We start from the raw sequence: 13,468 nt of genomic DNA, 5'->3' as shown, positions 1-13,468 counted from the left end.
GTGCTCGCCCTGCTGCAGTTCCAGCACATTAGTGACCACTTCGATGCTGCCGCCCGAGGTCAGCGGCGCGAAGCACTCGTAGACCGCCAGGTCGAAGTTCAGCGACGTCGAGAACAGGGTTTTTGACAGGGTTTGAGCGTCAAATGAGCGATGGGCCCAGGTCAGGAAGTTCACCGTGTTGCGGTGTTCGATCATCACACCTTTAGGCAGACCGGTCGAACCCGAGGTGTAGATGACATAGGCCAGGTGCGAGGACGTCAGCTCAGTGACCTCGGGATTCTGGACGGATTCGTCCTGCCAATCGCCGCTGTCGAGATTGATCACTGGCATCGATGCTTCCGCCAGCAACTCAAGGGTCGCTGTCTGCGCCAACACCGCAGCCGGCGCGCTGTCGTCCAGCATGTAGGCAATCCGGTCCAGCGGGTACGCCGGGTCCAGCGGTACATAACCGCCGCCTGCCTTGAGGATCGCCAGCAGCCCCACGACCATGTCGATGCCGCGTTCAACGCAGATCGCCACTCGCGAATCGGGCTCCACACCCTGCTTGCGCAGGTAATGGGCCAGGCGGTTGGCCCGCTCGTTCAACTCGTGATAAGTCAGGCGCTGCTCACCCCGGATCACCGCCACCGCATCCGGCGTACGCTGGGCCTGTTCTTCGAACAAACCATGAACCGTCTGCTGCTGCGGATAATCCGCCTCGGTGGCGTTGAATGCCACCAGCAGTTGCTCGCGTTCCAATGCCGGCAAAATCGTCAAATCCGCCAGGGGCGATTCAACCGCACGCTCCAACGCCGCCGCCAGACTCGTCAATGCCGCTTCCATATAGGCGCCGATACGCCGCGCGCCGATTTCGACCACCGCTTGAACGGTCAGGCTGAAGCCGTCACCGAGATCGTCCACGGACAGCGTCAGCGGATAGTTGGTGCGTTCTTCGCCACTCAGAATTTGCGCCCCGGCCCAGCGACGCCCTTCACCGACCGCCTTGGGTGCCTGCGCCGCCACGGCAGTCTGCCGGTAATTCATCAGCGCGCTGAACAAGGGGGTCGGCGCCGCGACACCGCTGCAACGCTGCGCCAGGGACAATGGCGCGTGTTCATGCCTCAGCAGGGTCGCCAACCGTGCGTGGGTCGCTTTCAGCGCGGCCAATACCCCCTGCCCCCCCGCTTCGACGCGCAAGGGCAGTGTGTTGACGAACATGCCCAGGGCATGGCCGGCTTCCTGCCCACTGTGCAGGCGGCCCATCAGCACCGTGCCGAACACCACATCCTGGCGACCGGACAAACGCCCCACCACCTGACCCCAAGCCAGGTGATGCAGGCTGGCCGTACTCACTCCCAGGCGCCGCGCCTGGGTACGCAACCGCTGGGCCAGATCGGCGGCCAGCGGCAACACCGTCTCTTCGACACCGACGCCGTCGCCCTGCACATCCCGCAGACCGAACGGTAATGTCGGCTCGTCTATGTCCCCCAGCATCTCGCTGAAGAACGCCTCATGGTGTTCCTGATTGCCTGCCAGCCGCACCTGCGCCACATAGTTGCGGTAAGGCACCGATACCGGAAGTTCGGCCGAACGGCCCTCCAGATGCGCCTCGATCTCCTTGCCCAGCATCCCCAGGGAGGTGGCGTCGTCAATCAGGTGATGGAACAACAACACCGCGACCCAGTTGCCGTGGGCGACATCTTCGGTGAAATGAAGGCGCATCATCGGCGCCTGGCGCAGATCGAAGCGGGTGTGACGTGGATCGAAACGGCGCTGCATCTGGCCAGCGATATCACCTTCAGCCACGTCCAGCCCGAGCTCTTCGACCATCAGTTGTGCCTGGCGCCAGACCACTTGGACCGGCTCGCCCAAGCCCTCCCACGCCACCGAGGTACGCAGAATGTCATGGCGCTCGATCGCCACTTGCAAAGCCTGCACAATAGCATCGAGCTGTTCGCGACTGTCGATGCGCAACAGAATCTGCAACAGGTACGGATCGCCTTCCTCGGTCGCCAGGTGGTGATACAGGATGCCTTCCTGCAACGGCACGAGCCCGTAGATATCCTGGACATTGTCCACCCCGCCCGGCACTGCCGCGACCACTCGATCGATCTCGTCCTGGGTCAGCGTTGCCAGTGGCAGCATGTCCGGTGTGATGCATTCGACCCCGTGGGCAATCATGTTGTCCGGCACCACGATGCCCTTGCTGACACCCGTGGCGGCGGCCAGCGATGCCAACGTCGGCTGGCCAAAGAGAACCCCCACATCGGCGTGCAGCTTGACCTGGCGCATGCGTTCGATCAGCTTGACCGCCAGCAAGGAGTGGCCGCCCAGTTCGAAGAACCGATCGTGTCGACCCACCTGTTCCACACCAAGCAGTTCGGCCCAAAGCCTGGCCAGGACAGTTTCCACTTCGCCTTCCGGGGCTTCGTAGCTGCGCCGGGCATAGGCCTGTGAATCGGGCGCCGGCAGGGCTTTGCGGTCCAGCTTGCCGTTGGTCGTCAATGGGAGCGCATCCAGCAACACGAATGCACTCGGCACCATGTAGTCCGCCAACAAGCCCAGCAATTGGTCTCGCAGGTCAGCCACCGAGAGTTGCCGACCTGCGTCGGCCACCACATAAGCCACCAGGCGCTTGTCCCCCGGGTTGTCTTCCCGGGCGATCACCACCGCTTCGCGCACCTGCGCGCATACCGCCAGCTTCGCTTCGATCTCGCCCAGTTCAATGCGGAAACCACGGATCTTTACCTGTTCATCGTTGCGCCCCAGGTATTCCAGTTCACCATTTTTCAGCCAGCGGCCAAGGTCTCCGGTACGGTACATTCGCGCATGAGCCCCACCGTCGAACGGGTCGGCCAGGAATCGCGTTTCGTCAAGCTGGGGCCGGTTCAAGTAACCCCGCGCCACGCCAGCGCCCCCCACATACAACTCGCCCTCCACGCCTACTGGCACCGGTTGGCCGTACTTGTCGAGCAGGTACAGGCGCAGATCGGGAATCCGCTTACCGATCGGGCTGACGCCGGTCAACTGCGCATCCGCGGCACACAACGCACGATAAGTCACATGCACTGTCGTTTCGGTGATGCCGTACATGTTCACCAGTTGTGTCCCGGCATTGGTCGCACGGGCATACCACGGCTTGAGCATGCTGGTTTCCAGCGCTTCACCGCCAAAGATCACCTGGCGCAGGCTGTGGCACAGGTCGCTGTCACCCTGGGCCGCGATCAACTGCCGGAAAGCGCTTGGGGTCTGGTTCAGCACGGTGACACCGGTCTCGCATAACAACGCATAGCAATCTTGCGGAGAACGGCTGACCAGTTGCGGCACCACCAGCAAGCGGCCGCCGTGGGTCAACGCGCCCCAGATTTCCCAGACCGAGAAATCGAAGGCGAAGGAATGGAACAGCGCCCACACATCTTGCGGGCCAAATTCGAACCAAGGCAGGGTCGCCGAAAACAGCCGTGCGACGTTGCGGTGCTCGACCATCACCCCCTTGGGCAATCCGGTCGAACCCGAGGTATAGATCACGTAGGCCAAGTGGTGTGAGGCCAGGGTGCGCACATCAGGGTTGTAGCGTGGCTGGGCGGTGATACCCGCCGCTTCGGCCTGGTCAAGCAACAACACCGGGACTTGCAACGCCGGCAGTTGAACCTGCAGCGTCGATTGAGTGAGCAAAGCAACCGGCGCACTGTCGTCGAGCATGAATGCCAGGCGTTCCTGGGGATAGGCCGGATCCAGCGGCACATAGCCGGCACCGGACTTCAGAATGCCCAGCAGGCCGATGATCATGTCCAGACCGCGCTCAACACTGATCGCCACGCGGTCGTCCGGGTGGACTCCGAGGATCAACAGCCGGTGCGCCACCTGATTCGCCCGGGCGTTGAGTTCGCCATAAGTCAGGCAGCGGTCTTCATGCACCACCGCTACCGCGTCAGGTCGCGCCCGCGCCTGCGCTTCGAACAGCCCATGGATCGTGTGGTCATGCTCATACGTGCGCGCATCGCTCGCGTTCCAGGCCTGGAGCATGTCCGCTTCGGTCGCGGTCGGCAGAACGAAGCCTTCGATCGGCAATGTATCGTCACGCAAGCCCTGCTCCAGCACATGCATGAATCGGTCGGCCATCGACTCGATTTCATCGGCCTGGAAATAGCTTTCGTTGTAGATCCAGTGCAGCCAGGCATTGTCGTCGTGCGGGTTGCTTCGGATATGGATGGACAGCGGCATCTGTTCCTGGCCGTTCGAGCCCATCACAAAATGAGCCGGCGCCTGTCCGAACATGAACCGACGATCTTCCTGCTCATAGGAAAACGAAACGTCGAACAGTTGCGCGCGGTTATCGCGCCGCAACTCTAGCGAACGGTTCATCTCGCTCAGGGGGAACCGCTGGTTGCGATAGTCCTGTTTGAGTGTGCGGGTCACGCCACGTATCAACTCACCAAATGACAAGTCGCTGGCGAACTTGAAGCGCACGGCACTGACCTGCGTGAACAACCCCGCCGTTTTCTTGAAGGTTGCATTGGGGCGGTTGAGGATCGGCAGGCCGATCACCAACTCATCACGCTGGGTGGTCCGTATGAAAAAGACATACAGTGCAGCCAGCAGCACCGAAAAACGTGACGCCTGATGCGCTTGCGCCAGGACATCGATTCGATCGCTCAAGGTGTGGGCGAAGCGATACAAGGCTTGAGCACTGGGAGCCAGGACCCCGGGTGGTTGGTCGTGGTGACGCGCGATGAACAGTGGATCCGGAACGTCCTGGTATTTGTCCAGCCAGTACGCCTCATCGAGCTTGAAACGAGGGGAATCACGATAGCGGGCATCCTCGTCGATGAATCCGACATAGGACGGTGCCGACAAGTCAGGCGGCTGGTCGTTCTCCAGGGCGTCATAGAGTTCGCCCAGCGAAGTCAGCACCAAACCGACGCCCCACCCGTCCAGGATGATGTGGTGAAGGTGCATCACAAAATAAAACGATGCGTCACCGAGTTTAGCCAGATAGAACCGGAACAACGGGCTTTCATCCAACCTGATGGCGACCGCCATCCGTTGTTGCATCCAGGCATGGACCGCTGCCTCTGGGTCGGGCCGATCGGAAAAATCCAGCACGGGAACCCGCGCCTCCAATGTCTCGGCCATTGTCTGCATGGGCACGCCGTCGGCGCCGTAGTGCAATACCGTACGCAGGGCATCGTATTTTTCAATCAACAGGTCGACCGCCCGCTGAAAACGCTCAGGGTCGACGGCGCCCTGGATATGGAGATAGCCACCAATGTTGTACAGGGGGGAATCGCCCTTGGTCATCTGGTCCAGCCAGATGTCCCGCTGTGCTGTCGTCAGAGGGTAGCTTGTCGAGAGCTGGAGAAACTGATTCATACCTGCCCCTCCGACACACGCACGCACACCCACAACGCACTGCCCGAAGCCCTGGGGGCCCGGCGTTTTTCATGACACCGGTCAGCCGACAGGCCTGTTGCAACAACGCCATCCACAGCACGCGCAAAGATAAATTCCATACGTTCCTTCTCAGAGATTTGTCAGTGCTGCCCGGGTTGAATGCAACAGGCACGCCTGGAGTTGATGCAAATCCGCGCGGCTAGCCAGCGCGGCATGGGGTCGGTCGAACGATCGGAGCGTTCTTGCATGGCATCGCCACCCGGCGGCGGATACACGTCTGCCGGGGGGATGCCAAGCATTTATCACGGGTGTTCAGCAGTCCTGTCGCGACATCGCAAGCCGGACGATGGAGCCTGAATGGGCATCAGGCTCGCTTGTCGCGCAGGGCGCAGTTGATGTCGGAAACGATCTGGCCATCCGACAACTTGATGATGCGATCGGCCAGTTGGAAATACTGGTCGTCATGGGTAATGATCAGCACCGTCTTGCCACGACGCTTGAGGTCAGGCAGCAGTTCCTCGTAGAAGAACTTCTTGAATGGCGGATCCTGGTCCGCGGCCCATTCGTCCAGCACGTAGACCGACCGATCTTCCATGTAGGCGCACACCAGTGCCAGGCGTTTTTGCTGGCCATAGGACAAGGCCTTCAGGGTTGAATACCCCTGCCCTTCGATCTTGATCTTGTCGGCCAGCCCCAGGGTTTCCAAGTACTTGCTCGCCAGTGTCGGGCTGCCGTCCTCTTCGTCGGGGCCAATGAGGCGATTGAACAGATGGAAATCGGAAAATACCGCGGAGAACAGATCGCGATAGTCGTTGCGATTTTCATCCGTGACAGGCTTGCCATCGAGCTGGACCTCACCCTCCTGGGGGATGTAGAGCCCGCAGAGGAGCTTGGCCAAGGTGCTTTTACCGCAACCGTTGCCACCGACGATGTAGATCAACTCGCCGGCCTGCACCGTCAGGTCGATGGGCCCCAGGGAGAAGCCGGTCTCGGCGTGCAGCTCCTGGTAATGCATGCGCACGGCTTTCAATTCGATGCGATTCCAGGACTTCTTGTGCTCCAGCAGATGAACCTTGGGCACGTCGGTCTCGATAGGCTCCGGGTGCGGATCGTTGATCGAGAAACCGAATTCCGAAAGACGCGTACACGCCACCCGTCCCGCCGCCAGCAAGGGCATCGCCCCGACCAGCAACGACAGCGGGCCCATGATGTACAACACCGCCAGGACGCTGGCGGTCATGATTTTCGGCTCGATGGCACCGACCAGGGGCGCGGCGAACAGCAGGCAACCGATCAGCAGCGACAGCGTGAGTTGCCCAACGTTGTCGGCAGCGGTGTACCACAGGCGCTCGACGAAGTTGTAGCGCGCCACACGGGTCGAAGACGCCTCGATGGCCGAGCGACCGAACCAACGACGCCGCACGCCATTGAGCTTGAGTTCCTTGAGGCCGAACACCAGGGCGTGGGTGTATTCATTGAACGCGGTGTATTCGTCCCGCACACGAGAGGTGTTCCGCACGCCACAGGAAAAGAAGAACAGATACAGCCCCACCCCCAGGATCATCAGTGACACCGTCAAGGCCAGCACGACCCACGACAGGTAGGCCAGGTAGCCGATGCCGAACAGAAAGACCGTCGTCTCCACCAGGATGGTAGGCATGATGATCAATGTCGTATTCAATTGCGGGATGTCGTTGGTCAACATCGTCAGCACATTGGGCGGGCCGCGCCGGTCCACTTCTTCCAGTGGCGTGGCGAGAATCTTGCGACAAAGCGCAATGCGCAAGCGCGTCATGATCCGCATGCTGGCGTAGGCCGGGAACAACGCCGCACCGTTGCGCAGGATCAGCGCCGTGGCACTGAGCCCGATGAACCAGTACAGCGCCTGCAGGCGCGAGCCGTCATTGTAGAGAGCGTCGTTGATCACGCTCACCACCGCGATGGACGCCACCCCGCTGATGACACCGCAGATCAACGTAAAGAGCGTCAGCCAGGGATGGTTACGCCACAACAGGCGCATGACCGAGCCCGCTTTGGGCTTCTTCGCTTTCTTCTCTTTTTTCATGGGTTGCTATCCTTCAATGGAGTCGCGAAAGGGCTCACGCCGGTCGCCATACATCGCCCCGGGCGGTCATTTCGCCCATCGCCACAACGATGAGGCGTGGTTCCTCGTAAGGATCGCGAGCGTGGGCCGCCAACATGTTGTCGAGCATCACCACATCGCCCTTGCGCCAGGCGAACCTGACCGCACAGGCCTCATAGGCCTCGCCGAGCAACGCCATGACGTCGTCTTCAATCGGCGTTCCATCGCCGTAACTGACCATGCGCGGCAGACGATCGGCGCCGAACATATCGAGCAGGTCTTCGCGCATTTCCTCGCCGAGACAGAACGGATGGTGCAGCTGCACCTGGTTGAAAAAAGCCCGCTCCCCGGTCACCGGATGTTGGATAACCGCTGGACAGAGGGTGCGCACCTGCAGGGTTTCGTCGTCGAGCCATTCGAAATCGGTGCCCTGTTCCCGGCATCGCTGTTCGACGGCCGCGCGGTCGCTGGTGCCGAAGAACGATGCCCAGCTCGGCTCGACGCCAGCGGTAAAGGTGCGGCTGTACATCAGGCCTTTTTGTTCGAACCGAGCCACCACCTGCGGCGGCAGGCTTTGCAGCACTTGGCGGATGTCGGCCAGCGGCGTCGCACCGCCAACCCGTGACGGCTGCTCGCAATAGAACCATTGCTTGCGCGGCCAGCTTTCCAGGTGCGAGCTCTCGTTGTGATACAGGATCATCTCGCGCTCGGGATACGGCGTGGAGCGGTAGACGTTGCGTCCGCCCTCCTTCTTCGGCAGGTCGCCGTAGCTGCCGTGCAACCCGGGCGACAAGGCTTCGGCGAACGCCTCGAAGGCCGGCACCGAGCCGAGGTCAAAACCACGAAACAGCACCGCGCCGTGACGACACAGCAACGCCTCGATAGCCTCGCGATGGGTGTTGGCCCACAGCGAAGGATCCAGCCCCGGTTCGATCGGTTCGATCACCACCGGCAAACTCAAACCGTCGGCGAGCAATGACAGCCTGACCGATTCACCGGCCCCGTGACCTGGCCAGACAAGCGAATCCGCCATCCCGTCAGCGGGCATGACGGGCGATGCGTCAGTTTGAAGACTCATGAATAACTCCTGAACCACGGATCATCGGATCCACGTCGCAGGGCCGGACCAATGCGCCCCACCATCGGGCAAGGATAAAAACACTGATCCGCGGTGATGTCTGGCACCGCAAACCGGGACAGAGGGGGTCATGGTGTCTACTTGAGCCGTTTGCGGAGCGGCAAATTCTTGTCCCCATTTCCCGCGACAGACGCCGACACGAAGTCGGTGCTGAAATGCGTCAGCTGCGAATTGCACAGGTACCGCAAACGATGCCGTGGGTCGCAGTGACGTCTCGAGCACATCGGTTTGCGCAACATGCAAACACGCTGTGCCTGGCATTTAACAGGAGCGTTAGTCATGCCGATTAAGAACACTGGCGGATCGGTCAATCCCGCGCCAGCCCCTCTCACGCCCGGTGCATTCCTGCATGAAACATTCGTCGCCCGGGCCCGTGAATTCCCTGAGCGAACCGCGGTTTCCGACGCCTCTCGCTCATTGAGCTACGCACAACTCGACACGGCTTCGTCGCAGTTGGCGGCCAGGCTTCGCCAGGAAGGCGTCCAGGACGGCATGTTGGTGGGGATGTGCCTGCCACGTGGCGTCGACCTGGTCATCAGCCTGCTGGGTATCCTCAAGGCCGGCGGCGCCTACGTCCCGGTCGACCCGCAATACCCCGGTAAACGTGTCGAACACATCGTGCGCGACAGCGGCCTGGGCCTGATGATCGGTGAACTCGCCGACCTGCCGCCGAGCGCGTCCGTACGCGTCCTGTCCCTGGCCGAGCTGCTGGCCGGCCCGACCCTGCAACCGCTGCCCGCCAACGACCAACGCAACCCCGACGAGGCCGCGGCCTATGTCATCTATACCTCCGGTTCCACCGGTGAGCCCAAGGGCGTATTGGTGGCGCACGGTAACGTCAGTCGCCTGTTGGAAAGTACCCAGCGCTCGTTCGCCTTCACCGAAAACGACGTCTGGTCGATGTTCCACTCCATCGGTTTCGACTTTTCGGTGTGGGAAATCTGGGGCGCCCTCGCCCACGGTGGCCACGTCGCCGTGGTGCCCTACGATGTTTCGCGCTCGCCAAGTGGCACGCGTCAATGGCTGGCCGACCAGGGCGTGACTGTCCTGAGCCAGACGCCATCGGCGTTCCGCGGCCTGGATGAGGCGGACCGCTCTGCCAGTGCGCCACTGGCCCTGCGCTACGTGGTGTTCGGCGGCGAGGCACTGCCCGCCACCGTACTGCGGCCGTGGGTTGAGCGCCATGGCGATCAGAAGCCGGCCTTGATCAACATGTACGGCATCACCGAAGCCACCGTCCACACCACCTTCAAACGCGTGCGTGGCCAGGATCTGGAAAGCGCCGCCATGGTGTCCATCGGCGCGCCGCTGGACGGCTGGCGCCTGCACCTGCTCGACGCCGATCAACAACCAGTGTCCCAAGACAACGCCGGTGAGCTGTACATCGAAGGCGCCGGGGTCGCCCTGGGCTACCTGAATCGTCCCGCCCTGAACGCCGAGCGCTTCGTCCAGTTGCCGGGCACCTCGAGCCGTGCCTATCGCACCGGCGACCTGCTGGTGCTGGGAGACGATGGCGAGTACCGCTACGCCGGTCGTTGCGATGAACAGCTGAAGATCCGTGGGTTCCGCATCGAGCCGGGCGAAGTCGAAGCGTGCCTGCAAGCCAGCCCCGCCGTAGCCGCCGCCCACGTGGCCGGTCACGATTACGGCGATGGCGACTGGCGCCTGGTCACCTACGTGGTGCCGACCCATGGCGTGGCGGCCTGGACCGAACAGCTGCGCAGCGAAGTGGCCGCACAGGTGGCCGCGAACCTGCCGGACTACATGCGCCCCTCGGCCTACATCCCACTGGCCGCGTTGCCGGTCACTGACCACGGCAAGATCGACAAGAGCCGCCTGCCCTCGCCCGATTCCGCCACCTCGACCGTGGACCACGCCAGCGAAACGGGCCTCACCGAACAGGAGCAGTTCGTGCTCAAGGTCTGGTCGGACGACATGGGCCTGAAGAACATCGGCCTGAACGATGATTTCTTCGACTTCGGCGGCACCTCCCTGGCCCTGATCCGCTCGTTGAGCACGTTCAAGGCCCATTACCGGGTCAACCTCGACCCAGGTGTGCTGGCAGATGGCGCGACCGCCAAAGTGTTGGCCGGCTGTATCCAGCGCTCCCTTGTTCAAGCCCATTGATCGAAAAGGAAAAGCTCATGAGCAAAAAATTCGCCCTGACCCCGGAAGAACGTGCGTCCTTTGAAAAGAACGGCTTCATCGGACCGTTCGACGCCTATTCGCCAGAAGAAATGAAAGAGACCTGGAAGCGCACCCGCCTGCGCCTGCTCGACCGCAGTGCCGCGGCCTACCAGGACCTGGATGCGATCTCCGGCGGCACCAACATTGCCAACTACGATCGCCACCTGGACGACGAATTCCTCGCCAGCCATATCTGCCGTCCGCAGATCTGCGACCGCGTCGAGAGCATCCTCGGCCCGGACGTGTTGTGCTGGCGCACCGAGTTTTTCCCTAAATACCCGGGCGACGAAGGCACCGACTGGCACCAGGCCGACACCTTCGCCAACGCCTCGGGCAAGCCGCAGATTCTCTGGCCGGAAAACGAAGACTTCGGCGGCACCATCACCGTCTGGACCGCCTTCACCGACGCCAACATCGCCAACGGTTGCCTGCAGTTCATTCCCGGCACCCAGAACAGCATGAACTACGACGAAACCAAGCGCATGGCCTACGATCCCGATGCCAACAACAGCTCGGTGGTCAAGGATGGTGTGCGGCGCGGTTTCTTCGGCTACGACTATCGCCAGCTGCAGATCGACGAAAACTGGAAGCCCGACGAAGCCTCCGCCGTGCCCATGCAGATGAAAGCCGGCCAGTTCATCATTTTCTGGTCGACCCTGATGCACGCCTCTTACCCCCACAGCGGCGAGTCCCAGGACATGCGCATGGGCTTCGCCTCGCGTTATGTACCGTCGTTCGTGAAGATCTACCCGGACTCCGACCACATCGAGGAATACGGTGGACGTATCAGCCTTGAAAAGTACGGCGCGGTGCAGGTCATCGGCGAGACGACCCCTGAATACAATCGCCTTGTCACCCACACGACCCGAGGCAAGAAGTTCGAAGCCGTCTGATCTTTTCAATGCCATATGACAGTTGGCATGCGCAACGTGCCTGACAGGAGTCCCCAATCCATGACTATTTCCACCGACGCAGCGACGCGCCTGTGTGAGACCGTGAGGATGCTTAGGCACCTTGCCATCCATTTGCCCGATCCTATCTGCCTGAGCTTTTTGTCCCAGGGCAGTGATGTGGCGCCCGACCAGGCTTCCTCCAGCGTGAGAGCCACGGAACGCGCGGTCAGCACCGCGTTCGCCAGGATCGGCGTCAAAGCCGTGCAGTACGTGCATGACGGCGAGGCGCAGCTGTCGTCTTTCGAGATGTTCATCAGCAAGAAAATCTGCCAGGCGCTCGAGTTTGCCTATGACCACTTCGACGATGTCGACAGTGCCAAGGACTTCGGGCGCCTGGTCAGACACTTCGATTTCAGCGGTGCCGTGCCCGAGGTCGAGACACTGCACCTGATTACCCGCGACAATGTGGCGCTGTCGGTGCATGCCAGCACCGATCGAAACCGCCCAGCCATCGTCCTCGCCCTGCCCTGCGGCATGCCGTTCGACTTGTGTCGCGACTGGTTCAATGCGCTGAGCGAAAGGTTCTTCGTGGTCACCTGGGAAACCCGCGGGCTGTTCGGTTCCTGCACCTCCTTCGATCAGTTGTCCGTGGACACCGATGCCCAGGTGGGCGACCTGATCAATGTGATGAACCACTATGGCCTGCAAAGCGCGCACTTGATGGGTATCTGCGGTGGCGCGGTGATCGCCCTCAGCGCGGCGGCCATCCACACCGACCGGGTCAACTCCCTGAGCCTGTGGCACGGTGATTACAACCTGGGCGACGACAGCCTGCGCACCACCCACCAGCAGAACTTCGAGTGGCTGATGGAATCGGCCGCCGTGGACCGCAACGAAGCCAGCGACCTGCAGGCGTTGTTCCTGGACCAGGCGACCCTGGCGACCATTCCGGACTCCATCGCCCATGCGGCGCTCTACCCTTATGTCAACGAAGAGCTGTTCTATCGCTATGCGCGACTCAACGATGCGCTGAACAAGACTGAGTTGAAGTCGCGGCTGGAGCAGATCACGGCGCCCACCCTGGTCGTCGCCGGCGACGCCGATGAAACCACCCACCTTGGTGGTTCCAAGCACATTGCCGAGTCCATCAGTGACGCCTTGCTGCATGTGGAGCGCAATGGCAGCCATCTGGCGTTCTTCGAGTCGACCCATCGCTCAAAGCACACCGCCTTCCGCTTCCTGGAATCGACCCTCGAATCGACGGTGGTCTGACTTACCAGCCGTGGCGCGGTGCAAAACCTGTGGGAGCTGAGCTTGCTCGCGATAGCGGTGGGTCAGCTTGCATCGGGATTGAATGTGCCGACGTCATCGCGAGCAAGCTCGGCTCCCACATGGGGTCTTGGGGCCCCACAGATTCAGCATCTGCCCACAATTCCTTGTGGGAGCTGAGCTTGCTCGCGATAGCGGTGGGTCAGCTTGCATCGGGATGAATGTGCTGACGTCATCGCGAGCGAGCTCGGCTCCCACATGGGTTCTTCGGTACCCACAGATTCAGCATCCACCCACAATCCACTGTGGGAGCGAGCTTGCTCGCGATAGCAGTGGGTCAGCTTGCATCGGGATTGAATGTGCCGACGTCATCGCGAGCGAGCTCGCTCCCACATGGGTTCTTGGGCGCCCACAGATTCAGCATCCAGCAACAATTCCCTGTGGGAGCTGAGCTTGCTCGCGATAGCGGTGGTTCAGCTTGCATTGATATTGAATGTGCCGCGGTCATCGCGAGCAAGCTCGGCT

General features: G+C 61.6%; 6 protein-coding genes. 3 read left to right on the top strand and 3 right to left on the bottom strand.

Translation table 11 applies throughout. The annotated features are described in order from the left end of the window. From J4E53_RS26615 to J4E53_RS26605, 3 genes are all read right to left on the bottom strand, one after another. Nucleotides 1–5,352: non-ribosomal peptide synthetase (locus J4E53_RS26615; protein WP_207268221.1), on the bottom strand; the 5,352-nt coding region annotated here is incomplete at its 3' end. A 385-nt stretch (nt 5,353–5,737) separates the two neighbouring features. Continuing rightward, nucleotides 5,738–7,438 (bottom strand): cyclic peptide export ABC transporter, encoded by a 1,701-nt coding sequence (locus tag J4E53_RS26610; RefSeq protein ID WP_103309109.1) that lies wholly within the window; start codon nt 7,436–7,438, stop codon nt 5,738–5,740. A 34-nt stretch (nt 7,439–7,472) separates the two neighbouring features. Continuing rightward, nucleotides 7,473–8,534, bottom strand: coding sequence for a TauD/TfdA family dioxygenase (locus J4E53_RS26605; protein WP_103309111.1), 1,062 nt, complete (start codon nt 8,532–8,534; stop codon nt 7,473–7,475). Nucleotides 8,535–8,873: 339 nt separating this feature from the next. Here J4E53_RS26605 and syrB1 point away from each other — a divergent pair, with 339 nt between their 5' ends. From syrB1 to J4E53_RS26590, 3 genes are read left to right on the top strand one after another with little or no spacing between them, the layout of a single operon-like run. Next, the gene (gene syrB1, locus J4E53_RS26600; RefSeq protein ID WP_103309113.1) at nt 8,874–10,721 is read left to right on the top strand and encodes a syringomycin E biosynthesis L-threonine--[L-threonyl-carrier protein] ligase SyrB1; all 1,848 of its coding nucleotides are present in this window, start codon (nt 8,874–8,876) and stop codon (nt 10,719–10,721) included. Between the two features lie 17 nt (nt 10,722–10,738). Then, nucleotides 10,739–11,674: a syringomycin E biosynthesis L-threonyl-[L-threonyl-carrier protein] 4-chlorinase SyrB2 gene (syrB2, locus tag J4E53_RS26595; protein WP_060742633.1), complete on the top strand. Its 936-nt coding sequence runs from the start codon at nt 10,739–10,741 to the stop codon at nt 11,672–11,674. Nucleotides 11,675–11,734: 60 nt separating this feature from the next. Further along, nucleotides 11,735–12,946, top strand: a complete 1,212-nt coding sequence (locus J4E53_RS26590; RefSeq protein ID WP_060742634.1) for an alpha/beta fold hydrolase — start codon at nt 11,735–11,737, stop codon at nt 12,944–12,946. The last annotated feature ends 522 nt before the right edge of the window (nt 12,947–13,468 follow it).

It is taken from the genome of Pseudomonas sp. FW305-28, from assembly GCF_017351395.1.
GTDB lineage: Bacteria > Pseudomonadota > Gammaproteobacteria > Pseudomonadales > Pseudomonadaceae > Aquipseudomonas > Aquipseudomonas fluorescens_AA.
Note: the sequence above shows the minus strand (reverse complement) of the source record. Positions and strands in the feature narration are given on the sequence as shown.